The sequence below is a fragment of the Pseudomonas paracarnis genome, from assembly GCF_904063055.1.
In the GTDB taxonomy this organism is placed as follows: domain Bacteria; phylum Pseudomonadota; class Gammaproteobacteria; order Pseudomonadales; family Pseudomonadaceae; genus Aquipseudomonas; species Aquipseudomonas paracarnis.
Genome location: NZ_CAJFCN010000001.1, coordinates 40,023 through 63,381 on the forward strand (window position 1 = coordinate 40,023; position 23,359 = coordinate 63,381).

Annotated in this window: 20 protein-coding genes; 13 read left to right on the plus strand and 7 right to left on the minus strand. The window is 61.0% G+C overall.

All coding sequences use genetic code 11. The features are described from left to right. The first annotated feature begins 10 nt into the window (after positions 1–10). Positions 11–1,564 carry a galactarate dehydratase gene (gene garD / locus JMV15_RS00170; protein ID WP_019816962.1) on the plus strand — a complete coding sequence of 518 codons (1,554 nt, stop codon included), beginning with the start codon at positions 11–13 and terminating at the stop codon, positions 1,562–1,564. 187 nt (positions 1,565–1,751) lie between these two features. Next, complete coding sequence (locus tag JMV15_RS00175) at positions 1,752–2,693, plus strand: AEC family transporter (RefSeq protein WP_038448924.1); 942 nt, start codon at positions 1,752–1,754, stop codon at positions 2,691–2,693. A 124-nt stretch (positions 2,694–2,817) separates the two neighbouring features. Here the strand turns inward: JMV15_RS00175 and JMV15_RS00180 are convergent, their stop codons facing one another. From JMV15_RS00180 to gatC, 6 genes are all read right to left on the minus strand, one after another. Next, positions 2,818–3,201, minus strand: coding sequence for a carboxymuconolactone decarboxylase family protein (locus JMV15_RS00180; protein ID WP_034126296.1), 384 nt, complete (start codon positions 3,199–3,201; stop codon positions 2,818–2,820). Then, positions 3,198–4,277 (minus strand): calcium/sodium antiporter, encoded by a 1,080-nt coding sequence (locus tag JMV15_RS00185; RefSeq protein WP_014716918.1) that lies wholly within the window; start codon positions 4,275–4,277, stop codon positions 3,198–3,200. The genes JMV15_RS00180 and JMV15_RS00185 overlap by 4 nt, the downstream gene beginning before the upstream one ends. A gap of 26 nt (positions 4,278–4,303) precedes the next feature. Continuing rightward, complete coding sequence (locus tag JMV15_RS00190) at positions 4,304–4,675, minus strand: septal ring lytic transglycosylase RlpA family protein (RefSeq protein ID WP_014716919.1); 372 nt, start codon at positions 4,673–4,675, stop codon at positions 4,304–4,306. Positions 4,676–4,832: 157 nt separating this feature from the next. Then, a complete protein-coding gene (gatB, locus tag JMV15_RS00195; RefSeq protein WP_005784800.1) occupies positions 4,833–6,278 on the minus strand; it encodes an Asp-tRNA(Asn)/Glu-tRNA(Gln) amidotransferase subunit GatB in 1,446 nt (481 codons plus the stop codon). Positions 6,279–6,288: 10 nt separating this feature from the next. After that, positions 6,289–7,740, minus strand: a complete 1,452-nt coding sequence (gene gatA / locus JMV15_RS00200) for an Asp-tRNA(Asn)/Glu-tRNA(Gln) amidotransferase subunit GatA (RefSeq protein WP_014716920.1) — start codon at positions 7,738–7,740, stop codon at positions 6,289–6,291. Between the two features lie 16 nt (positions 7,741–7,756). Further along, entirely contained in the window at positions 7,757–8,044 is a 288-nt protein-coding gene (gatC, locus tag JMV15_RS00205; RefSeq protein WP_003188556.1) for an Asp-tRNA(Asn)/Glu-tRNA(Gln) amidotransferase subunit GatC, read from the minus strand. 210 nt (positions 8,045–8,254) lie between these two features. Here gatC and mreB point away from each other — a divergent pair, with 210 nt between their 5' ends. From mreB to tldD, 8 genes are all read left to right on the plus strand, one after another. Beyond that, entirely contained in the window at positions 8,255–9,292 is a 1,038-nt protein-coding gene (gene mreB / locus JMV15_RS00210; protein ID WP_002555108.1) for a rod shape-determining protein MreB, read from the plus strand. A gap of 139 nt (positions 9,293–9,431) precedes the next feature. After that, positions 9,432–10,499: a rod shape-determining protein MreC gene (mreC, locus tag JMV15_RS00215; protein WP_201491305.1), complete on the plus strand. Its 1,068-nt coding sequence runs from the start codon at positions 9,432–9,434 to the stop codon at positions 10,497–10,499. Then, on the plus strand, positions 10,499–10,987 hold the full coding sequence (gene mreD, locus JMV15_RS00220) for a rod shape-determining protein MreD (RefSeq protein ID WP_003188558.1): 489 nt from the start codon (positions 10,499–10,501) through the stop codon (positions 10,985–10,987). Before mreC ends, mreD begins: the two co-directional genes overlap by 1 nt. A 50-nt stretch (positions 10,988–11,037) precedes the next feature. Beyond that, the gene (locus JMV15_RS00225) at positions 11,038–11,634 is read left to right on the plus strand and encodes a Maf family protein (RefSeq protein WP_020301268.1); all 597 of its coding nucleotides are present in this window, start codon (positions 11,038–11,040) and stop codon (positions 11,632–11,634) included. 70 nt (positions 11,635–11,704) lie between these two features. Continuing rightward, a complete protein-coding gene (rng, locus tag JMV15_RS00230) occupies positions 11,705–13,162 on the plus strand; it encodes a ribonuclease G (RefSeq protein ID WP_003188562.1) in 1,458 nt (485 codons plus the stop codon). Positions 13,163–13,240: 78 nt separating this feature from the next. Continuing rightward, the gene (locus JMV15_RS00235; RefSeq protein ID WP_201491215.1) at positions 13,241–17,056 is read left to right on the plus strand and encodes a YhdP family protein; all 3,816 of its coding nucleotides are present in this window, start codon (positions 13,241–13,243) and stop codon (positions 17,054–17,056) included. A 48-nt stretch (positions 17,057–17,104) separates the two neighbouring features. Continuing rightward, on the plus strand, positions 17,105–17,953 hold the full coding sequence (locus tag JMV15_RS00240) for a carbon-nitrogen hydrolase family protein (protein ID WP_014716924.1): 849 nt from the start codon (positions 17,105–17,107) through the stop codon (positions 17,951–17,953). Between the two features lie 16 nt (positions 17,954–17,969). Then, positions 17,970–19,412: a metalloprotease TldD gene (gene tldD, locus JMV15_RS00245; protein WP_003188566.1), complete on the plus strand. Its 1,443-nt coding sequence runs from the start codon at positions 17,970–17,972 to the stop codon at positions 19,410–19,412. A 45-nt stretch (positions 19,413–19,457) separates the two neighbouring features. Here tldD and yjgA read toward each other — a convergent pair whose 3' ends face one another. Then, positions 19,458–19,979: a ribosome biogenesis factor YjgA gene (yjgA, locus tag JMV15_RS00250; RefSeq protein ID WP_003188568.1), complete on the minus strand. Its 522-nt coding sequence runs from the start codon at positions 19,977–19,979 to the stop codon at positions 19,458–19,460. Positions 19,980–20,087: 108 nt separating this feature from the next. Here yjgA and pmbA point away from each other — a divergent pair, with 108 nt between their 5' ends. The 3 genes from pmbA (at position 20,088) to JMV15_RS00265 (ending at position 23,346) form a co-directional block, all read left to right on the plus strand. Next, positions 20,088–21,434 carry a metalloprotease PmbA gene (pmbA, locus tag JMV15_RS00255; RefSeq protein WP_014716925.1) on the plus strand — a complete coding sequence of 449 codons (1,347 nt, stop codon included), beginning with the start codon at positions 20,088–20,090 and terminating at the stop codon, positions 21,432–21,434. 147 nt (positions 21,435–21,581) lie between these two features. Next, positions 21,582–21,977, plus strand: coding sequence for a hypothetical protein (locus JMV15_RS00260; protein ID WP_003188570.1), 396 nt, complete (start codon positions 21,582–21,584; stop codon positions 21,975–21,977). Then, the gene (locus JMV15_RS00265; RefSeq protein ID WP_019816958.1) at positions 21,970–23,346 is read left to right on the plus strand and encodes a class II fumarate hydratase; all 1,377 of its coding nucleotides are present in this window, start codon (positions 21,970–21,972) and stop codon (positions 23,344–23,346) included. The genes JMV15_RS00260 and JMV15_RS00265 overlap by 8 nt, the downstream gene beginning before the upstream one ends. Positions 23,347–23,359 lie beyond the last annotated feature (13 nt).

Consider the following 23,359-nt stretch of genomic DNA (forward strand, 5'->3'; position numbering starts at 1 on the left):
GGTTCGTGTGATGCAGTTGATTGAACATGCCGACTCGCCGCGCTCGATCCGTTTGCACGAGCGCGACAATGTGGTGATCGTGGTGAACGATCAAGGGGTACCCGCCGGTACCGAGTTTCCCGACGGCCTCGTCACCGTGGATTTCATCCCGCAAAGCCACAAGGTGACCCTGGAAGACATCCCCGAGGGCGGCCAGATTATTCGCTACGGCCAGACCATCGGTTATGCCCTGGCGCCGATTCCGCGCGGCAGTTGGGTGCAGGAGGACCAGTTGCGCATGCCCACCGCACCGCCGCTGGACAGCTTGCCGCTGTCCACCGAGGTGCCTGAAACCCAGGCGCCTCTGGAGGGGTTTACCTTCGAGGGCTATCGCAATGCAGACGGCACCGTGGGCACGCGCAATATCCTCGGCATTACCACCACCGTGCAATGCGTGACCGGCGTGCTGGACCATGCGGTCAAGCGCATCAAGGACGAGTTGCTGCCCCAGTACCCGCATGTCGATGATGTGGTGGCGCTGACCCACAGCTACGGCTGCGGCGTGGCGATTACGGCGACGGATGCCTATATCCCCATCCGCACCGTGCGCAACCTGGCGCGCAACCCCAACCTGGGCGGCGAGGCCTTGGTGATCAGCCTGGGCTGCGAAAAGCTTCAGGCAGGGCAGGTGATGCACGATAACGACAGCTCCGTGGACCTGAGCGAGCCATGGCTGTATCGCTTGCAGGATTCCAGCCACGGCTTTACTGAAATGATCGAGCAGATCATGGCCCTGGCCGACGTGCGCTTGAAAAAACTCAACCAGCGTCGCCGCGAAACCGTGCCGGCCTCCGAGTTGATCCTGGGCATGCAGTGCGGCGGCAGCGATGCGTTTTCCGGCATCACCGCCAACCCGGCGCTAGGGTATGCCTCGGATCTGTTACTGCGCGCCGGCGCGACGGTGATGTTTTCCGAAGTGACTGAAGTGCGCGATGCGATTTACCTGCTGACCTCACGCGCGCAGAACCAGGACGTCGCCCGCGAGCTGGTCAGGGAAATGGACTGGTACGACCGTTACCTGGCCAAGGGCGAGGCAGACCGCAGCGCCAATACCACGCCGGGTAACAAGAAGGGCGGGCTGTCGAATATTGTCGAAAAGTCGTTGGGCTCCATCGTCAAATCCGGCAGCAGTGCCATCAACGGCGTGCTTGGCCCTGGTGAGCGCTTCAAGGAAAAGGGCCTGATCTTTTGCGCCACACCGGCCAGTGATTTTGTCTGCGGCACCTTGCAACTGGCGGCGGGGATGAACCTGCACGTGTTCACCACCGGGCGCGGCACGCCGTACGGGCTGGCGATGGCGCCGGTGGTGAAGGTCTCCACCCGCACCGAGCTGGCCCAGCGTTGGCCGGACCTGATCGATATCGACGCCGGGCGCATTGCCACGGGGCGGGCGAGTATCGAGGAGCTGGGTTGGGAGCTGTTCCACTTCTATCTGGATGTGGCCAGCGGCAAGAAGCAGACCTGGGCAGAGCGGCACAAGCTGCATAACGACATCACGCTGTTCAACCCGGCGCCGATTACCTGAGACCAGGCGCTAACCTGTGGGAGCTGGCTTGCCTGCGATAGCGGTGCATCAATTATGAGTGCATCGGCTGACATATTGCCATCGCAGGCAAGCCAGCTCCCACATTTGAATGGCGTTGCCCACACGAACCCGCTCGGACTGGCTTATCATTAGCCAACTAACGACGCCCACCAAGGTTCTCCCCGGCATGCTGGCAATCTTCCTCACCACCCTCACCATCACCGCGCCGGTGTTTGCCATGCTGTTCCTGGGCGTGTTTCTAAAGCGCATCAACTGGATCAATGACAACTTTATCCACACCGCATCGTCCCTGGTGTTCAACGTCGCCATGCCGGCGCTGCTGTTCCTTGGCATTCTGCATGCCGACCTGCACTCGGCGCTCAAGCCGGGGTTGCTGATCTACTTTTGCGTCGCCACCTTGGTGAGCTTTGCCATGGCCTGGGGCTGGGCAATCTTTCGTTGCAAGCGCGAAGACCGAGGCATCTACGCCCAAGGCGCGTTTCGTGGCAATAACGGGGTCATCGGCCTGGCACTGGCGGCCAGTATGTACGGCGACTACGGTATATCGCTGGGCGCGATCCTCGCCGCGCTGGTGATCCTCTTTTACAACACGCTGTCGACCATTGTGCTGGCGGTCTATAGCCCAGTGATCAAGTCCGACCCGTGGAGCATCTGCAAAAGTGTATTGGCCAACCCGCTGATTATCAGCGTGATCGTCGCCACGCCGTTCGCGTACTTCCAGATCGGCGTGCCCGGCTGGTTGGAGAAGTCCTTGCAGTACCTGTCGGACACCACGCTGCCGTTGGCGTTGATTTGCATCGGCGGCACCTTGTCCATGGCCGCGCTGCGCAAGAGCGGCAACATGGCGTTGAGCGCGAGCCTGATGAAGATGATCTGGCTACCAGTGATCGCCACGTTGGGCGCTTGGTTGCTGGGGTTCCGGGGGCCGGAGTTGGGGATTCTGTTTCTGTATTTCGGCGCGCCCACGGCCGCCGCGAGCTTTGTAATGGCCAGGGCGGCGGAGGGTAATCATGAGTTGGCGGCCGCGATTATCGTGATCACCACGTTGATGGCGGCGGTGACCACGAATATCGGGATTTTTGTGTTGCAGGCGGGTGGTTGGATCTGAAATAGGCGGGCAGGTTGAGGCCCCATCGCAGCGATGCGGCGACCCGACAAGCCAGCTCCCACATGTGGATGTGTGAATACACTCAAGTGTGGGAGCTGGCTTGCCTGCGATAACTATCTGGCAGTCACTGCTGATCCGCCTGATACGCCTCAATCACTTCTTGCGCCGCCCGAAACGCATCAATCGCCGCCGGCACCCCTGCATACACCGCGCAATGCAGCAGCGCTTCGCGGATCTCCTCCACCGTACAGCCATTATTCAGTGCACCGCGCACATGGCCCTTGAGTTCCTGCGGGCACTTGAGGGCGGTGAGGGCGGCGAGGGTGATCAGGCTGCGGGTCTTGAGCGGTAACCCTTCGCGGTTCCAGACGCTGCCCCACGCGTGCTCATTGACGAAGTCCTGCAGCGGTTGGGTGAACGCCGTGGCATTACCCAGGGCGCGGTCGACGAACGCATCGCCCATGACCTGGCGACGTACTTCAACCCCGGGTTTTTTCTGTTCGGTCATTGCGATTCCCTCTTGTGTTGGCGGTGCCAGGCGCGCAGTGAGGTGAACAACAGCAAAACCACTAACGCTGGCAGGACGTAATACAGCATCAATTGTTCAAGCTTGTTGGCCAGCGGCATGCCCGTGGTGAAGGCCATGACATGCAGCCCGTACGCCAGGTACAGCCCCAGCAGCACCAGCCCTTCGATACGTGTTACCCGATAGCCGGTATAGAACACCGGCAGGCACAGGATGATGGCGCCGAGCATCACCGGTAAATCGAAGTCCAGGGCGTTGGGTGATACCGAAAGCGGTGTCGGCGCCACCAGTGCGGTAAAACCCAGCACGCCGAGCAGGTTGAACAGGTTGCTGCCGATCACGTTGCCTACGGCAATCTCCCGTTCGCCACGCAACGCGGCGATCAGCGACGTGGCAAGGCACGGCAGCGAGGTGCCGACGCCGATCAACGTGAGGCCGATGACGCGCTCCGACAATCCGAGATCGCCCGCCACCTCCACCGCTGCGCCGAGCAACAAATGCCCGGCCAGCACCAGCACCAGCAAACCGCCGAGCATCAGCAGCACACTGCTCAGCCATGGCGCCTTCGCCACGGTGTCCAGAGTGCGCGGGCGCCGGGAATGACGTGTCTGGTAGTGCAATACGCCTAGGTAGGCCACCAGCGCCACCAGCAGCACGGCGCCATCGAAGGGCGTCAGCATTTCATTGGCGGCGAGGATAAACACCAGCAGGCCGGCGACGATCATCACCGGGATATCCACGCGCACCAGCTGCCGCGAGACCCGCAGCGGAATGATCAGTGCGGACAAACCCAGGGTCACAAGGATATTGAAGATGCTGCTGCCGATGACGCTGCCTACGGCAATGTCCGTGTTGCCGGCCAGCGTGGCCTGAAGACTGACGGTCATCTGTGGCGCACTGCTGCCGAAGGCGACGATGCTCAAGCCGATGATCAGTGGCCGCACCTTGAGGCTCGCCGCCAGGCGTACCGCGGCGCGTACCAGGATTTCAGCGCCGATGATCAGCAAGATCAGGCCGCCCACCAGTTCGAGCAGGCTCCAGGGTGAGAGGGCGTTCAATCCGAAAATGCTCAAGGCTGCCTCGATCAGTTGTTCAGGGCTTGCACGCGTACCCGTGCGGTACCGCTGCGCAGCATGCGCAACTGCTCGGCAGCCTTGCGTGAAAGGTCGATCAGGCGCCCACGGGTATGCGGGCCGCGATCAGTGATACGCACCACGACAGAACGGTTGTTGTCGAGGTTGGTCACCTTGACCTGGGTGCCGAAGGGCAGGCGCCGATGGGCGGCGGTCAAGGCGTTCTGGTTGAAAGGTTCACCGCTGGCGGTTTTCTTGCCATGGTGCTTGGCGCCGTAATAAGACGCGGTGCCGGTTTCGTCGTAGCCGTTGGGGTCGATGAGGCCGCTGGCGCAACCGGCCAGCAGGGAGGACAGGGCCAGGAGGCCGAGTAGACGCTTCATTGTCAGGAAGTCCCAGATGTAAATGTGGGAGCTGGCTTGCCTGCGATAGCATCGGCTCGGTGTAACTGAAACACCGAGGTGCCTGAATCGCAGGCAAGCCAGCTCCCACAAAAGGTCGGGGTGTAGGTGAAACTCCACTCCGACCATTTCACTGCAATCAGCCTTCGAGCTTGCTTTTGAGCAGTTCGTTCACCTGTTGCGGGTTGGCTTTGCCCTTGGAGGCTTTCATCGCCTGGCCGACAAAGAAGCCGAACATCTTGCCGCGCTTGGCTTCGTCTGCCGCACGGTATTGCTCGACCTGCTCGGCGTTGGCCGCGAGCATTTCATCGAGTACGGCCGAGATGGCGCCGCTGTCGGTGACTTGCTTGAGGCCACGCTTCTCGATGATCTCGTCGGCATTGCCTTCACCGGCAGCCATCGCTTCGAACACGGTCTTGGCAATTTTGCCGGAGATGGTGTTGTCCTTGATGCGCAGCAGCATGCCACCCAGTTGTTCGGCGGTGACCGGCGCTTCGTCGATTTCCAGGCCTTGTTTGTTCAACAGGCTGCCCAGCTCGACCATCACCCAGTTGGCCGCCAGCTTGGCGTCGCCGGCAATGCTCACGACTTTTTCGAAGTAGTTGGCTTGTTCACGGCTGGAGGCCAGGACGCTGGCATCGTAGACCGACAGGCCGAACTGCTCCTGGAAGCGCTCGCGTTTTTGCTGCGGCAGTTCCGGCAGGGTGGCGCGGATGTCATTGAGGAAGGAATCCTCCAGCACCACCGGCAACAGGTCCGGGTCGGGGAAGTAACGGTAGTCGTTGGCTTCCTCTTTGCTGCGCATGGCGCGGGTTTCGTCTTTGTTCGGATCGTACAGGCGCGTTTGCTGGATCACCTTGCCGCCGTCTTCGATCAGCTCGATCTGGCGACGTACTTCGCTGTTGATCGCCTTCTCGATGAAGCGGAACGAGTTGACGTTCTTGATCTCGCAGCGGGTGCCGAACTCGACCTGGCCCTTGGGGCGGATCGACACGTTGCAGTCGCAACGCAGCGAGCCTTCGGCCATGTTGCCGTCGCAGATGCCCAGGTAGCGCACCAGCGCGTGGATGGTCTTGACGTAGGCCACGGCTTCCTTGGCGCTGCGCATGTCCGGCTCGGACACGATCTCCAGCAGCGGCGTGCCAGCACGGTTCAGGTCGATACCGGTAGCGCCCGGGAATTCTTCGTGCAGGCTTTTGCCGGCGTCTTCTTCCAGGTGCGCACGGGTGACGCCGACGCGCTTGATGGTGCCGTCTTCCAGGGGAATGTCCAGGTGGCCCTTGCCGACAATCGGCAGTTCCATCTGGCTGATCTGGTAGCCCTTGGGCAGGTCCGGGTAGAAGTAGTTCTTGCGCGCAAACACGTTGTGCTGGCCGATCTCGGCGTCAATCGCCAGGCCGAACATCACGGCCATGCGCACCGCTTCCTGGTTCAGCACCGGCAATACGCCGGGCATGCCCAGGTCGACCAGGCTGGCCTGGGTATTGGGTTCGGAGCCGAACGTGGTGGCGCTACCGGAGAAAATCTTCGATTGGGTGGCGAGCTGGGTATGAATCTCCAGCCCGATCACAACTTCCCATTGCATAGTGTTCTCCTCAGAAGCCGGTAGGGGTGCGGGTGTGCCAGTCGGTATTCAACTGGTACTGGTGCGCCACATTGAGCAGGCGGCCTTCCTGGAAATACGGGGCGAGCAATTGCACGCCCACCGGCAGGCCATCGACGAAACCTGCGGGCATGGACAAGCCCGGCAAGCCCGCGAGGTTGGCGGTGATGGTGTAGAGGTCTTCCAGGTACTCGGCGATCGGGTCGCCGGTCTTGGCGCCGATCTTCCACGCCAGGTTTGGCGCGGTCGGGCCGAGGATCACATCGACTTCTTCAAAGGCGGCCATGAAGTCGTTCTTGATCAGGCGACGGATCTTTTGCGCCTTGAGGTAGTACGCGTCGTAGTAGCCGGCGGACAGGGCATAAGCACCGACCATGATCCGGCGCTGCACTTCACTGCCGAAGCCTTCGCCGCGGGAGCGTTTGTACAGGTCGGTGAGGTCTTTCGGGTTCTCGCAGCGATAGCCGAAGCGCACGCCGTCGAAACGCGACAGATTGGAAGAGGCCTCTGCTGGCGCGATCACGTAGTAGGCGGGAATCGCGTGCTGGTTGTTCGGCAGGCTGATTTCCTTGATCACGGCGCCAAGCTTTTCGAGCTCTTTGATGCTGTTTTGCACCAGTTCGGCGATACGCGGGTCGAGGCCAGCGCTGAAGTATTCCTTCGGCACGCCGATGCGCAGGCCCTTGATCGAGGTGTTCAGGCTGGCGCTGTAGTCCGGCACTGGCTCGTCGATGCTGGTGGAGTCCTGTTTATCGAAGCCTGCCATGCCTTGTAACAATATTGCGCAGTCTTCAGCCGTGCGTGCCAGAGGGCCGCCCTGATCGAGACTTGAGGCGTAGGCGATCATGCCCCAGCGGGAAACGCGACCGTAGGTCGGCTTCAGGCCGGTGAGGTTGGTGAAGGCGGCTGGCTGGCGGATCGAACCGCCGGTATCGGTGGCGGTAGCGGCCGGCAGGAAGCGCGCGGCCACGGCCGCCGCCGAACCACCGGACGAACCACCCGGGACGTGTTCCAGGTTCCACGGGTTTTTCACCGCGCCGTAGTAGCTGGACTCGTTGGCCGAACCCATGGCGAATTCGTCCATGTTGGTCTTGCCAAGGGTCACGGCGCCGGCGGCGGCCAGCTTGGCGACCACAGTGGCGTCGTAGGGCGCCTTGAAGTTGTCGAGCATCTTCGAGCCGCAGCTGGTGCGAATGCCCTGGGTGCAGAACAGGTCCTTGTGGGCGATCGGTGCGCCGAGCAGCGCACCATTCTCACCGTTGGCGCGACGGGCGTCGGCGGCCTTGGCCTGGCTCAGGGCCAGCTCCTCGGTGAGGCTGATGAAGCTGTTGACCTTCGGATCGAGCGCGGCGATACGCGCCAGCAAGGTCTGGGTCAGCTCTTCGGAAGAAAACGATTTGTCGGCGAGACCGCGGGCGATCTCGGCCAGAGTCATGTGATGCATGAAAGGCTCTTTCCCTTTAGTCGATGACTTTCGGAACCAGGTACAGGCCGTTTTCGACCGCTGGCGCGATGGACTGGTAGGCCTCGCGATTATTGCGTTCGGTCACGACGTCTGCGCGCAGGCGCTGGCTGGCTTCCAGTGGGTGAGCCAGGGGCTCGATGCCGTCGGTATTCACGGCCTGCATTTGGTCGACCAGCCCGAGAATGCTGTTCAGGGCTGCGGTGGTCTGTGGAAGATCGGCATCATTAAGGCCAAGCGAGGCCAAATGTGCGATTTTTTCCACGTCGGAGCGTTCAAGCGCCATGGGATTCTCCAGTGGAAAACAGAACGGAGGGCGTCCGTGTGTTAGATTGTCGGAACACTACCGCATTTCTACGGTCATAAGGCCGCGATTGTGGGGGTTGGTGCACAGAAAGTCGGCCAATTTAGCACATTGGCGCCTTGCCCAAAATCCCTGTCGTTGTTAGAGTTTGCCGCACTTTTTTACCCACGCGTTGCCTAGGGTCCTTTCCCCATGTTCAAGAAACTGCGTGGCATGTTTTCCAGCGATCTCTCCATTGACCTGGGCACTGCCAACACCCTTATTTACGTGCGCGAGCGCGGAATCGTTCTGAATGAGCCATCGGTTGTGGCCATTCGGACCCATGGTAATCAGAAAAGTGTCGTTGCCGTTGGCACCGAGGCCAAGCGCATGCTCGGCCGTACACCAGGCAATATTGCTGCCATTCGTCCGATGAAGGATGGCGTGATCGCCGATTTCAGCGTCTGCGAAAAGATGCTGCAGTACTTCATCAACAAAGTTCACGAAAACAGTTTCCTGCAGCCCAGCCCTCGCGTGCTGATCTGCGTTCCGTGCAAGTCCACCCAGGTGGAGCGTCGTGCCATCCGTGAATCGGCCCTTGGCGCCGGTGCCCGTGAAGTATTCCTGATCGAAGAGCCGATGGCGGCTGCGATCGGTGCCGGCCTGCCGGTGGAAGAAGCGCGCGGTTCGATGGTGGTGGATATCGGTGGTGGTACTACCGAAATCGCCCTGATTTCCCTGAACGGTGTGGTGTATGCCGAATCCGTGCGCGTGGGCGGCGACCGCTTCGACGAAGCGATCATCACTTATGTGCGTCGTAACTACGGCAGCCTGATCGGCGAATCCACCGCCGAGCGCATCAAGCAGGAAATCGGCACCGCTTACCCAGGCGGCGAAGTGCGCGAAGTCGATGTGCGCGGTCGCAACCTGGCCGAAGGCGTTCCACGTGCCTTCACCCTGAACTCCAATGAAGTGCTGGAGGCTCTGCAAGAGTCCCTGGCCACCATCGTTCAGGCGGTGAAAAGTGCCTTGGAGCAATCGCCGCCGGAGCTGGCTTCCGATATCGCCGAGCGTGGCCTGGTACTGACCGGTGGTGGCGCCTTGTTGCGCGACCTCGACAAGTTGCTGGCCCAGGAAACCGGCCTGCCGGTGATCGTCGCCGAAGACCCGTTGACCTGCGTTGCCCGTGGCGGTGGTCGTGCGCTGGAAATGATGGATAAACACACCATGGACCTGCTCTCCAGCGAATAAGATTGCCTGGATGGTTCATGCTTCGTCGGCAGGCAGCACTTTGCAGTGCTGCCTGTTGGCGTTTATCTTCTTCAATCTGCATCCAGGCCGGTTTGATGCCGTATGAATAAAGAGAACATTTGCCTGGGAGGAGCGGCTTATTAAACCGCTTTTCGCCAAAGGCCCCTCATTGGGTGTGCGCTTATTGGTGCTGACCGTGCTTTCGGTCGCGCTGATGGTGGTCGATGCCCGCTTTGCACTGCTCAAGCCGGTGCGCAGCCAGATGTCGCTGGTGTTGATGCAGACCTACTGGATCACCGACCTGCCGGAACGTCTCTTCCAGGGCGTGTCCAGCCAATTTGGCAGCCGCACCGAACTGGTCGCCGAGAACGAAAAACTCAAGACTGAAAACCTGCTGTTGCAGGGGCGCATGCAAAAGCTGGCGGCCCTCACCGAGCAGAACGTTCGGCTGCGCGAGTTGCTCAATTCTTCCGCACTGGTCAACGAAAAGGTCGAGGTGGCCGAACTGATCGGCATGGACCCCAACCCCTTTACCCACCGCATCATCATCAACAAGGGTGAGCGCGACGGTGTGGTGCTTGGTCAGCCGGTGCTCGACGCCCGTGGCCTGATGGGCCAGGTGGTGGAGTTGATGCCCTACACCTCGCGGGTGCTGTTGCTGACGGACACGACCCATAGCATTCCGGTACAGGTCAACCGTAACGGTTTGCGCGCGATTGCCAGCGGCACCGGTAACCCGGAACGCCTGGAACTGCGCCATGTGGCCGACACCGCTGACATCAAGGAAGGCGACCTGTTGGTCAGCTCTGGCCTGGGCCAGCGCTTCCCGGCGGGTTATCCGGTGGCGACGGTCAAAGAGGTGATCCACGATTCCGGCCAGCCGTTCGCTATCGTTCGGGCGGTACCGACTGCCGCGCTGAACCGCAGCCGTTACCTGCTGCTGGTGTTCAGCGACAACCGCACCCCGGAAGAGCGCGCTAACGACGCTGCCCAGGCCCAGGAAGCGGAGGACCAGCAGAATGGCACCGCGCCTATCGTGCCGGCCACGGTGCCAAAACCTGCTTTTGTTGGTCCGCCTGCACCCGCGCCAGCCACGTCACCTGCACCGGCAGCACCTGTGGCAACGCCGGCCAAACCTGCCGCGCATAACGCGCGCCCGGCTAAACCGACCGCCGCTCCGGCCACCACACCGCAGAGGGGGGACTAATGGCGGGTACTCATTCACGCAATGGCTGGATCGTCTGGCTGACCTTCGCCATCGGCTTGCTGCTCAGCGTTTCGCCGCTGCCGCAGTTCATGGAAATCCTGCGCCCGCTCTGGCTGGCCTTGTTGCTGGCGTTCTGGTCATTGAACCTGCCGCACAAGGTGGGCATGGTCACGGCCATGTGCCTGGGGTTGGCCGAAGATGTGCTGTATGGCACCTTGCTGGGCCAGAACGCGTTGATCCTGACACTGATTACCTTCCTGGTGCTGTCGTTGCAACAGCGCCTGCGCATGTTCCCGATGTGGCAGCAGTGCCTGGTGATCCTGGTGATCTTCGGCCTGGCGCAGTTGGTGCAACTGTGGCTGAGCGCCTTGACCGGCAACCGTCAGCCTACGCTGGCGTTGGTCTTGCCGGCGCTGGTCAGTGCATTGTTGTGGCCCTGGATCAGTTTTGGCCTGCGCGGGCTGCGTCGTCGCTATAAAATCAATTGAATGGTTGCGAGGCTCTGCCTGGTTATCGAACTCAACAGGGAGAGGCTGCAATGAATTCGCTTTACCTGGCCTCGGGCTCCCCGCGGCGACGTGAGCTGTTGACCCAGATCGGTGTGCCCTTCACCGTGGTCAGCGCCGCTATTGATGAAACCCCTCTTGCCAACGAGCCTGCCGTTGCCTATGTCGAGCGCCTTGCGCGCGGCAAGGCGACGGCGGGTTTTATTGCGCTTGGCCAAACCCTGGGCGCCTGTGTATTGGGCGCCGATACGGCTGTGATCGTGGATGGCCAGATCCTGGGCAAGCCCGTTGACCAGGCCGATGCGCTGGCGATGCTGATGGCACTTTCCGGTCGAGAACATGAAGTGCTCACCGCCATTGCCCTGACTGACGGCCAGCGTTGCGAAACCCGATGTGTAAGCAGTCGTGTACGTTTTCGCGAGGTTTCTGTTCAGGAGGCTACCGCCTACTGGCACAGTGGTGAACCGCAGGACAAGGCCGGCGGCTATGCTATCCAGGGGTTGGGTTCGGTGTTCGTTGCCGGGCTCAATGGCAGTTATTCCGCGGTGGTGGGCCTGCCTGTGTGCGAAACCGCGCAACTCCTGGCGCAATTCGGCATACCCTGTTGGCAAAACCTTACCGTGTGCTGAACGCCGTATTCCAGCGCCAAGCCTTAAGCGACCGGTCACTATTGTGAAAACGCCTGAACGAGACCCAGCCATGAGTGAAGAGATTCTGATCAATATCACGCCGATGGAATCGCGCGTGGCGGTGGTAGAGAACGGTGTTCTGCAAGAAGTGCATGTCGAACGCACCCAAAAACGCGGGATCGTCGGCAATATCTACAAAGGCAAGGTGGTGCGTGTATTGCCGGGCATGCAGGCGGCCTTCGTCGACATCGGCCTGGACCGTGCAGCGTTTATCCATGCCTCGGAAATTTCCCTGCGCGAGGGCCCTGCGGTGGAAAGCATCAGCGCTCTGGTGCACGAGGGCCAGAGCCTGGTGGTGCAAGTCACCAAGGACCCTATCGGTTCCAAGGGCGCCCGCTTGACCACCCAGTTGTCGATTCCCTCGCGCTACCTGGTGTACATGCCGCGCACTGCCCATGTGGGCATTTCCCTGAAGATCGAAGATGAAGCCGAGCGCGAGCGCCTGAAGAAGGTGGTCAGCGACTGCGTCGCCGCCGAGGGCATCAAGGAAGCGGGTGGGTTTATCCTGCGCACCGCCGCAGAAGGCGCTGGCGCTGACGAGATCCTCATGGATATTCGCTACCTGCGGCGCCTGTGGGATCAGATCGACGCGCAGATCAAGACCATCGGCGCGCCCAGCGTCATCTATGAAGACCTTGGCCTGGCGCTGCGCACGCTGCGCGACCTGGTCAGCCCGAAGATCGAGAAAATTCGCATCGACTCGCGGGAAACCTTCCAGCGCACCACGCAATTTGTCGCTGAGTTGATGCCAGAAATCGCCGATCGCCTGGAACACTACCCCGGCGAGCGGCCGATATTCGACCTGTATGGCGTCGAAGACGAAATCCAGAAAGCCCTGGAACGCAAGGTGCCACTCAAGTCCGGCGGCTACCTGGTGGTAGACCCGGCAGAAGCCATGACCACCATCGACGTCAATACCGGCGCATTCGTGGGCCATCGCAACCTTGAAGAGACCATCTTCAAGACCAATCTCGAGGCGGCTACCGCTATTGCCCGCCAACTGCGCCTGCGCAACCTGGGCGGCATCATCATCATCGACTTCATCGACATGGAAGATGAAGAGCACCAGCGCCAGGTGCTGCGTACGCTTGAGAAGCAACTGGAGCGCGATCACGCCAAGACCAACATCATCGGCATCACCGAGTTGGGCCTGGTGCAGATGACTCGCAAGCGCACGCGTGAAAGCCTGGAACAGGTCCTGTGCGAGCCGTGCAGCAGTTGCCAAGGGCGCGGCAAACTGAAGACCCCGGAAACGGTTTGCTACGAGATTTTCCGCGAGATCCTGCGGGAGGCACGCGCCTATCAGGCCGAAGGTTATAGAGTACTTGCCAATCAGAAAGTGGTGGATCGCCTGCTGGACGAAGAGTCCGGTAACGTCGCCGAACTGGAAAGTTTTATCGGTCGCACGATTCGCTTCCAGGTCGAAACCATGTATTCCCAGGAACAATACGACGTGGTGTTGCTCTGATCCCCAACTGTGCACTTTCTTCGAGACCGGCAGACCTTGATCTGCCGTCCGCTAACTGTTTTTTGAGGGTCGCCTGACATGGAGCGTCTGATACGCTTTTTTGCCGCTTTGACCCGTTGGGGCCTGGGCCTGTGTGCGTTGTCGCTGGTATTGGCGGCGGTGTATGTGAGCCTGGGGCGCGAACTCACCCCGCTGGTGGCTGAATACCGCGCCGAAGTCGAGGCCAAGGCCCAGGCTGCGCTGGATACGCCGCTGCACATCGGTAGTCTTGAAGGCCGTTGGAGCGGGTTTGCCCCGGTATTGCTGGCCCACGACGTCATGGTCGGCGAGGGCAGCAGTGCCTTGCGCCTGGACCAGGTGGAAGTGGTGCCGGATATGTGGGCCAGCCTGATGGCCCGCGAAGTGCGTATCGCCCATCTGCAAGTCAGTGGCTTGCAACTGAGTGTCAAGGAGGACCAGGACGGCCGCTGGACCCTGCAAGGCTTGCCGGTGCAGGACGACCAGCCGTTGGACCCGCAACAACTGCTGACGCGCATGCAAATGGTCAAGCGCGTGTCGGTGCTGGACAGCCAGGTGACCCTGCAACCCTTCGACCAGGCGCCAGTGACCGTGACCTATGTGGGCCTGAGCCTGCATACCGGCATGAGCCAGCAGCGTCTGGATGCTCGCCTGACATTGCCCGATGGCCAACCGTTGGCGGTCAGCCTGCGCAGCCGCATTCGCGCCAGTCAGTGGAAAGACGCTGAGGTCGATGCCTACCTGAGCCTGCCGCAAAGCGACTGGGCCAAGTGGATTCCCGCCAGGCTGACCCAGCAATGGAAGCTGACGCAATTGAAGGCCGGCGGTGAGTTTTGGCTCAGTTGGGCCAAAGGCACGGTGCAAAGCGCGGCGGTACGCCTCAATTCGCCCCAAGTGAAGGGCAGCTACGCCGACCGTAAGCCGGTGCACCTTGAAAACCTGGCCCTGACCGCCTACCTGCAACGCAGTGACACTGGCCTCAAGGTGCTGTTTGATTCCCTGGCGATGAACATTGGCGAAACCCGCTGGGAATCGCGCCTGCAATTGCAGCAAAACCTGGCGACCGACAAAGAACAGGAGGTGTGGAAATTGCAGGCCGACCGTCTCGACCTGGCCCCCATTACCCCGCTGCTCAACGCCTTGGCGCCGCTGCCGGACGGTTTCGCCAAGGCCGTCGAACACCTCAAAGCCACTGGCCTGTTACGCAATGTGCTGGTGGACTTCCGACCGCAAGACACCACCGACCGAAAACTCAGTTTTGCCGCCAACCTGGAACGTGTCGGCTTCGATGCCTACTTTGGCGCGCCAGCCGCACGCAATGTGTCCGGCAGCATCAGTGGCGACCTGGGCCAGGGCGAATTGCGCATGGACAGCAAGGACTTTTCCTTGCATCTGTATCCGATCTTCGCCAAGCCGTGGCAGTACATCCAGGCCAATGCACGCCTGACCTGGAAGCTGGACAAGCAAGGCTTCACCCTGATCGCCCCATATATCAAGGTACTGGGCGAGGAAGGCAAGGTGGCGGCGGACTTCCTGATTCGCCTGCATTTCGACCACAGCCAGGAAGACTACATGGACCTGCGGGTCGGCATGGTCGATGGCGATGGCCGTTTCACCCCCAAGTACCTGCCCGCCGTGTTGAGCCCGGCGCTGGATGAGTGGTTGCGCACAGCGATCCTCAAGGGCGCGGTGGACGAAGGCTTCTTCCAGTACCAGGGTTCGCTCAGCCACAATGCACTGCCCGCGTCGCGCAATATCAGCCTGTTCTTCAAGGTGCATGATGCCGAACTCGCCTTCCAGCCGGGCTGGCCTCATGTGAACAAGGTCAATGGCGAAGTGTTTGTCGAGGAGAGCGGCGTACGCATTCTGGCGAGCAAGGGCCAATTGCTCGACACCCAGGTCAAGGATGTCTACGTCAATATCCCCCACGCCCCAGCGGGCGGGGACAGTCATCTGCTGCTTACGGGCGGGTTCTTTGGCGGTTTGGGCGACGGCCTGAAGATCCTTCAAGAAGCGCCGATTGGCACGGCGTCTACGTTCGCTGGCTGGAAAGGCGAGGGCGACCTGCAAGGTAGCCTGGACCTGGACGTACCGCTGGCCAAAGGCACTGAGCCCAAGATCGTGGTGGACTTCAAGACCGACAAAGCGCGCCTGCAATTGGCGGAACCGCCGCTGGACCTGACCCAGCTCAAGGGTGATTTTCGCTTCGACAGCGCCAAGGGCCTGAGCGGGCAGAAGATCTCGGCCCAGGCGTTCGACCGCCCCATCACGGCGCAGATCTTTGCCGAAGGCAAACCGGGTAATATCAGCACGCGGGTGACTGCCAATGGCCAGGTCACCGTCAAGCGCCTTACGGACTGGTTGAAAATCAGCCAGCCGTTGCCGGTCTCCGGCGATATTCCGTACCAGTTGCAAGTGATCCTCGACGGCGCGGACAGCCAATTGATGGTCAACTCCAACCTCAAGGGTGTCGCGGTGGACCTGCCGGCACCGTTCGGCATGCCGGCCAGCCAAGGACGTGACAGCACCTTCCGCATGACTTTGCAGGGTGCTGAACGCCGTTACTGGTTTGATTACGGCGAGCTGGCTAACTTCACCTTTGCTGCGCCGCCGGACAAGTTCAATGATGGCCGCGGCGAACTGTTCCTCGGCGATGGTGATGCCGTGCTGCCCGGTGCCAAGGGCCTGCGCATTCGTGGCGTGCTGTCGGAACTGGATATCGATCCCTGGAAGAAACTTGTGGATCGCTACGCGGGCAATGATCCGGGTGGCAACGCCAAGCAACTGCTCAGCGGTGCGGACTTCAAAGTGGGCAAGCTGACCGGGTTTGGTACCCAGTTTGACCAGCTCAGCTTGCAGCTCGATCGCAAACCAGCGGCCTGGGGCCTGCAACTCGATAGCCAGCAAGCCAAGGGCGCGGTGAACCTGCCGGACGCCAAAGGCGCGCCGATTGCGGTCAACCTCAAGTATGTGAAATTGCCTGCGCCAGACCCGACCGCGCAGGCGGACGAAAACGCGCCGGACCCGCTGGCCGATATCGACCCCAAGAGCATTCCGGCACTGGATATTGCCGTCGACCAGCTGTTCCAGGGCTCGGACCTGATCGGGGCCTGGACGCTGAGGATCCGCCCGACCGCCAAGGGCCTGGCCTTCAATAACCTCGACCTTGGCCTCAAGGGCATGCTGCTCAAGGGCGCTGGGGGTTGGGAAGGTGCGCCAGGCGCCAGCAGCAGTTGGTACAAGGGCCGCCTCGATGGGCGCAACATTGCCGACGTGCTCAAGGGCTGGGGTTTTGCGCCTACGGTGACCAGCGAAGACTTCCATCTGGACGTGGATGGCCGCTGGCCGGGGTCGCCGGCCTGGGTCGGGCCCAAGCGGTTTTCCGGCAGCCTGGATGCCGCGTTCCGTAAAGGTCAGTTCGTTGAAGTGGAGGGCGGGGCCCAGGCATTGCGAGTGTTTGGCCTGCTTAACTTCAACTCCATTGGCCGGCGTTTGCGTTTGGACTTTTCCGACTTGTTCGGCAAGGGCTTGAGCTACGACAGGGTCAAAGGCTTGTTGGCCGCCAGTAATGGCGTGTTCGTGACCCGCGAGCCCATCACCATGACCGGGCCTTCCACCAATCTGGAGCTTAACGGCACCCTGGATCTGGTTGCCGATCGCGTCGACGCCAAATTGCTGGTCACCTTGCCTGTGACCAACAACCTGCCGATTGCGGCGCTGATTGTCGGTGCGCCGGCCATTGGTGGTGCGCTGTTTTTGATCGACAAGCTGATCGGTGACCGGGTTTCGCGCTTCGCCAGTGTGCAATACAAGGTGCAAGGCCCCTGGAAGGATCCAAAAATCACCTTCGACAAGCCATTTGAAAAGCCAAACTGAGAGCCTGTGGAGTAGCATGGCCCCATGCCCTGTATGGAGTGTCGGCCCATGTCCTTTGCGGTAATTCAAATGGTCAGCCAGAGTGACGTGCTGGCCAACCTCGCCCAGGCGCGTCGCCTGCTGGAGCAGGCGGCGGCCGATGGCGCGAAACTCGCGGTGCTGCCAGAGAATTTCGCCGCCATGGGGCGCCGCGATGTGGCCGACATTGGCCGCGCCGAGGCGTTGGGGCAAGGCCCTGTGCTGCCCTGGTTGAAACAGGCCGCCCGCGACCTCACCTTATGGATAGTGGCCGGCACCTTGCCGCTGCCACCCAAGGACCAGCCCCACGCCAAACCCAATGCTTGCTCGCTGCTGATCAACGATCAGGGTGAAATAGTCGCTCGCTACGACAAACTCCACCTGTTTGATGTGGACGTAGCGGATGCTCGCGGTCGTTATCGCGAATCTGACGACTATGCTTTCGGTAACCAGGTGGTGGTGGCGGATACGCCGGTGGGCCGTGTGGGGTTAACGGTGTGCTACGACCTGCGGTTCCCCGAGCTGTACAGCGAGTTACGTGCGGCGGGGGCTGAACTGATTACCGCGCCCTCGGCCTTCACGGCAGTGACCGGGGCTGCGCATTGGGATGTGCTGATTCGCGCACGTGCCATCGAAACCCAGTGCTACCTGCTGGCAGCTGCCCAGGGCGGTGTGCACCCAGGCCCACGGGAAACCTTTGGCCACGCGGCGATTGTCGACCCTTGGGGCCGAGTGCTGGCGCAACAGGATCAAGGCGAGGCGGTGTTACTGGCCGAACGCGATAGCAGTGAACAGGCGTCGATACGGGCGCGCATGCCGGTGGCCAATCACCGGCGCTTTTTCTCGCAGGGCGCGCAGCGGCCTGCTTCAGAACGATGAATTTAAGGCCAAACCTATGAGCGAGTTGTTGTCCTCAGTCAGTGATCACCTCCTGGCACCCGGTGGCGTGACCATCGAAAGCCTGCAAACCGTGCTCGGCGATCTGGCCGGGCCGGGTATCGATGCGGCTGACCTGTATTTCCAGGGGCAGATTTCCGAGTCCTGGGCGCTGGAAGATGGGATCGTCAAGGAAGGCAGTTTCAACCTTGACCAGGGCGTAGGCGTTCGCGCGCAATCGGGTGAGAAAACCGGCTTTGCCTACAGCAATGCGATCACCCTGGAGGCCCTGGGCCTGGCGGCGCGTGCCGCCCGTTCGATTTCCCGTGCCGGGCAGAATGGCACGGTGCAGGCGTTCAGTACCCAGGACGTGGCGCAGTTGTATGCGCCGGATAACCCCTTGGAAGTGATCAGCCGTGCGGAAAAGGTCGAGCTGCTCAAGCGAATCGACGCAGCCACCCGCGCCTTGGACCCGCGTATCCAGCAAGTGACCGTGAGCATGGCGGGCGTGTGGGAGCGCATCCTCGTGGCGTCCACAGACGGTGGGCTGGCGGCGGATGTACGGCCGCTGGTGCGTTTCAATGTGAGTGTGATCGTCGAACAGAACGGGCGCCGCGAGCGCGGTGGCCATGGCGGCGGCGGGCGCACCGACTACCGTTATTTCCTCGCTGACGACCGTGCCATGGGCTATGCCCGTGAGGCGCTGCGCCAGGCATTGGTCAACCTGGAAGCGATTCCGGCACCCGCCGGCACCTTGCCGGTGGTGCTGGGCTCGGGTTGGTCTGGCGTGTTGCTCCACGAAGCCGTGGGCCATGGCCTGGAAGGCGATTTCAACCGCAAGGGCAGTTCCGCCTACAGTGGGCGCATGGGCGAAATGGTTGCGTCCAAGCTGTGCACCATTGTCGATGACGGCACCCTGGCCGGCCGCCGTGGTTCGCTGAGTGTCGATGACGAAGGCACGCCGACCGAATGCACCACCCTGATCGAAAACGGCGTGCTCAAGGGCTACATGCAAGACAAGCTCAACGCGCGCCTGATGGGCGTGGCGCGCACCGGTAATGGTCGTCGTGAATCCTATGCGCATCTACCAATGCCGCGCATGACCAACACCTACATGCTCGGTGGCCAAAGCGATCCGGCAGAAATCATTGCCTCGGTAAAACGCGGTATCTACTGCGCCAACCTCGGCGGCGGCCAGGTGGACATCACCAGCGGCAAGTTCGTGTTCTCCACCAGCGAGGCGTACCTGATCGAAGACGGCAAGATTACCGCGCCGGTCAAAGGGGCGACGCTGATTGGTAACGGCCCGGAAGCCATGAGCAAGGTGTCGATGGTCGGTAACGACCTGTCGCTGGACAGCGGGGTGGGCACGTGCGGCAAGGATGGGCAGTCGGTGCCGGTAGGTGTCGGCCAGCCAACCTTGAAAATTGATGCGATCACCGTGGGTGGTACGGGATCGTAGGAACGCAAGCTTCGGGTGGCGACGACCGCCACCCGGGGAAGAGGATCAGCGCAGGCCGCGTTGAGTCTCGTCCAGCTCACGGATGTATTTGAAGATTTTACGGCTGGTGGCCGGCGCCTTGTTATGCGCCAGCTCGTGCTGGGCCTGACGGATCAGGGAGCGCAATTGCTGGCGGTCCGCGTCCGGGTAGTCCAGTACGAATTTCTCCAGCACCGCGTCATCGCCCGAGATCAGGCGGTCACGCCAACGTTCCAGGTTGTGGAAGCGTTCGTTGTACTGGCGAGTGGAGGCATCGGTTTGATCGAGCAAAGTCAGAATGGCGTCAATGTCTTGGTCGCGCATCAGTTTGCCGATAAACGAGATGTGCCGTTTACGCGCGATATTCGCGGTGTGCTTGGGCGCATCCGCCAGGGCCCGACGCATTTCGTCGGTCAGTGGCAGTTTGGCGACCAAATCCTTTTTGAGCGTTGTAAGGCGCTCGCCAAGGTCAACCAGAGCATGCAGCTCACGTTTGACCTGGGTTTTGCTTTTCTCCCCATCGAGGGAGTCGTCGTAAGAATCAACCATGGTGGCAGTCCGCAAAGAAACGCCGCCATGATAACCAGTCGGGGGCCGCTTGTCCGGCCCGGTCGCTCGATGGCCATTACCGAAAGCAGAATTTGAGTGGAGAAAACCATGAGTGCAGCCCAAAGCGTCGGTCCACAAGCGTTACCGGCCCTGCAGGAACAAGTCGAGCAGATCCTTGCCGAGGCCAAGCGCCAGGGGGCCAGCGCCTGTGAAGTGGCGGTGTCGCTGGAGCAAGGGTTGTCGACTTCGGTGCGCCAGCGGGAAGTGGAAACGGTTGAATTCAATCGCGACCAAGGGTTTGGCATTACCTTGTATGCGGGCCAGCGCAAAGGCTCGGCCAGCACTTCCGCCAGTGGCCCTGAGGCGATTCGCGAGACCGTCGCCGCAGCACTGGCGATTGCCAAGCACACCTCCGAGGATGAAAGCTCGGGCCTGGCCGACAAGGCGTTGATGGCCAAGGATGTGCAGGATTTTGACCTGTTCCACGCCTGGGATATCACGCCTGAGCAAGCCATCGAGCTGGCGCTGACCTGCGAAGCGGCAGCCTTCGATGCCGATGCCCGCATCAAGAATGCGGACGGCACCACCTTGAGTACCCATCAGGGTTGCCGCGTCTACGGCAACAGCCATGGCTTTATCGGTGGCTATGCGTCCACGCGTCACAGCCTCAGTTGCGTGATGATCGCCGAAGCCAACGGGCAGATGCAGCGTGATTACTGGTATGACGTAAACCGCCAAGGCGATTTACTGGCAGACCCTGCAAGCATTGGCCTGCGTGCGGCGCAACGGGCTGCGAGCCGCCTGGGCGCGCGCCCGGTGCCGACCTGCGAAGTGCCTGTGCTGTTTTCCGCAGAGCTGGCCGGTGGTTTATTCGGCAGCTTCCTCGGCGCGATTTCCGGTGGCAACCTGTATCGCAAGTCTTCGTTCCTGGAAGGCGCCATCGGCCAGAAGCTGTTCCCTGAGTGGCTGACCATCGACGAGCGCCCGCATCTGATGCGCGCGATGGGCAGTTCGTCGTTCGACGGCGATGGCCTGGCGACCTATGCCAAGCCGTTTGTCGAGCAAGGTGAGCTGGTGTCCTATGTGCTGGGCACTTATGCCGGTCGCAAGCTGGGCCTGCCAAGCACCGCTAACGCAGGCGGCGTGCATAACCTGTTCGTGACCCACGGTGATGAAGACCAGGCGGCGTTGTTGCGGCGGATGGGGCGTGGGTTGCTGGTGACTGAATTGATGGGCCATGGCCTGAACATGGTCACCGGTGACTACTCGCGTGGTGCGGCGGGCTTCTGGGTGGAGAATGGCGAGATTCAGTTCGCCGTCCAGGAAGTGACCATCGCGGGCAATATGCGCGATATGTTCAAGCAGATCGTTGCCGTGGGTAACGACCTTGAACTGCGCAGCAATATCCGCACGGGTTCGGTGCTTATTGAACGCATGACGGTCGCTGGCAGCTAATCCCTCCCGCACGTTCTGAAAGGCGCGCCATCGCAAAGATGGCGCGCCTTTTTTATTGCGCCTCTTTTGACAGGATTAATGGGCCACTCTTGTTTTGATTCTCAATATCATTTAATAATAAATATCATTACCGAATGAGTGTGTCTCATGAGTTCTGTCTTGCATGAGGATCCCTATCTGGAAAGCTGGCGTTGGATGAGCCGCCAGATTCGCTGTGGCCTGGATCCCAATGAACCCCGCCTGATTGAGCATTACCTGAACGAAGGTCGGTACCTGGCGTGTTGCACCGCAACCCATCCGTGGACCATCGCTGAAACCTCATTTCGTTTGTTGATCGACACCGCCGCTGATGTCGCCTTGCCCTGGCATTGGCGCTCTCTGTGCCTGGACCAGGCCTGGCGACCACTGCGCGACCTGGAAAAACTCTCCCACTGTGCCTGCCGCCTCAAGCGCTGGCAGACCTTTGCCTGGCAATTGGCGAGCTGCGAATTACTGCCTTCGATTTCCGTTTCTGACTTGGTGCAAGGATCTAATGATGAGTAACACCCGTATCGAACGCGACAGCATGGGCGAACTGCATGTGCCGCAAGAAGCTTTGTATGGCGCACAAACACAGCGTGCGGTGAACAACTTTCCGATCAGTCATCAACCCATGCCGGCGCAATTCATCCGCGCGCTGATCCTGGCCAAGACAGCCGCGGCCAAGGTCAACGTCGACCTCAAGCAAATCAGCGAAGGGCAGGGCAAGGCTATTGTCGATGCTGCCCAAGGATTGCTGGAAGGCGACTACATGCAGCACTTCCCGGTGGATATCTTCCAGACCGGCTCCGGCACCAGCTCCAACATGAACGCCAATGAAGTGATCGCGACCCTTGCCAGCCGTTTGCTGGGCGAGGCGGTCAACCCCAACGATCATGTGAATTGCGGCCAGAGCAGCAACGACATCATCCCCACCACCATTCACGTCAGTGCTGCGTTGGTGCTGCACGAGCAAACGTTGCCGGCCCTGCTGCATCTGGTGCAGGTCATCGAGCAAAAAGCCGAGGCGGTTCACCCGTTCATCAAGACCGGCCGCACGCATTTGATGGACGCCATGCCGGTGCGCATGAGCCAGGTGCTGAACGGCTGGGCGCAGCAGCTCAAGGCCAATATCGGTCACTTGCAGGACCTGCTACCGGCGCTGCAAGCATTGGCTCAGGGCGGCACGGCGGTCGGTACCGGGATCAATGCGCACCCCGAGTTTGCCGGGTGTTTCAGCCAGCAACTGAGCCTGTTGACTGGAGTGAAGTTCACACCCGGCAAGAACCTGTTTGCGCTGATTGGCTCCCAGGACACCGCCGTTGCGGTCTCTGGTCAGTTGAAAGCCACGGCGGTGTCGCTGATGAAGATCGCCAATGACCTGCGCTGGATGAACTCCGGGCCATTGGCCGGCCTGGGTGAAATCGAACTGGAGGCGCTGCAGCCGGGCTCGTCGATCATGCCGGGCAAGGTCAACCCGGTCATCCCGGAAGCGACCGCCATGGTGGCCGCCCAGGTTATCGGCAATGACACAGTGATCACGGTGGCCGGTCAGTCGGGCAATTTCGAGCTGAATGTGATGCTGCCGATCATTGCCCAAAACCTGCTCAGCAGCCTGGAGTTGCTGGCCAATGCCAGCCGGTTGCTGGCGGACAAGGCCATTGCCAGCTTCAAGGTCAACGAACCCAAGCTCAAGGAAGCGCTGTCACGCAATCCGATCCTGGTCACCGCACTTAACCCGATCATCGGCTACCAGAAAGCCGCTGAAATCGCCAAGAAGGCGTATCAGCAAGGCCGCCCGGTGATCGATGTCGCCCTCGAACACACCGACCTGCCTCGCAGCCAACTGGAAGTCCTGCTGGACCCGGAAAAGCTCACCGCCGGCGGCGTGTAATCAACGACCCCGC

Coding starts and splice junctions, on each gene's coding strand:
- garD (WP_019816962.1), top strand. CDS start 11: ATGCAGTTGATTGAACATGCCGACTCGCCGCGCTCGATCCGTTTGCAC.
- JMV15_RS00175 (WP_038448924.1), top strand. CDS start 1,752: ATGCTGGCAATCTTCCTCACCACCCTCACCATCACCGCGCCGGTGTTT.
- JMV15_RS00180 (WP_034126296.1), bottom strand. CDS start 3,201: ATGACCGAACAGAAAAAACCCGGGGTTGAAGTACGTCGCCAGGTCATG.
- JMV15_RS00190 (WP_014716919.1), bottom strand. CDS start 4,675: ATGAAGCGTCTACTCGGCCTCCTGGCCCTGTCCTCCCTGCTGGCCGGT.
- gatB (WP_005784800.1), bottom strand. CDS start 6,278: ATGCAATGGGAAGTTGTGATCGGGCTGGAGATTCATACCCAGCTCGCC.
- gatA (WP_014716920.1), bottom strand. CDS start 7,740: ATGCATCACATGACTCTGGCCGAGATCGCCCGCGGTCTCGCCGACAAA.
- gatC (WP_003188556.1), bottom strand. CDS start 8,044: ATGGCGCTTGAACGCTCCGACGTGGAAAAAATCGCACATTTGGCCTCG.
- mreB (WP_002555108.1), top strand. CDS start 8,255: ATGTTCAAGAAACTGCGTGGCATGTTTTCCAGCGATCTCTCCATTGAC.
- mreD (WP_003188558.1), top strand. CDS start 10,499: ATGGCGGGTACTCATTCACGCAATGGCTGGATCGTCTGGCTGACCTTC.
- JMV15_RS00225 (WP_020301268.1), top strand. CDS start 11,038: ATGAATTCGCTTTACCTGGCCTCGGGCTCCCCGCGGCGACGTGAGCTG.
- rng (WP_003188562.1), top strand. CDS start 11,705: ATGAGTGAAGAGATTCTGATCAATATCACGCCGATGGAATCGCGCGTG.
- JMV15_RS00235 (WP_201491215.1), top strand. CDS start 13,241: ATGGAGCGTCTGATACGCTTTTTTGCCGCTTTGACCCGTTGGGGCCTG.
- JMV15_RS00240 (WP_014716924.1), top strand. CDS start 17,105: ATGTCCTTTGCGGTAATTCAAATGGTCAGCCAGAGTGACGTGCTGGCC.
- tldD (WP_003188566.1), top strand. CDS start 17,970: ATGAGCGAGTTGTTGTCCTCAGTCAGTGATCACCTCCTGGCACCCGGT.
- yjgA (WP_003188568.1), bottom strand. CDS start 19,979: ATGGTTGATTCTTACGACGACTCCCTCGATGGGGAGAAAAGCAAAACC.
- pmbA (WP_014716925.1), top strand. CDS start 20,088: ATGAGTGCAGCCCAAAGCGTCGGTCCACAAGCGTTACCGGCCCTGCAG.
- JMV15_RS00260 (WP_003188570.1), top strand. CDS start 21,582: ATGAGTTCTGTCTTGCATGAGGATCCCTATCTGGAAAGCTGGCGTTGG.
- JMV15_RS00265 (WP_019816958.1), top strand. CDS start 21,970: ATGAGTAACACCCGTATCGAACGCGACAGCATGGGCGAACTGCATGTG.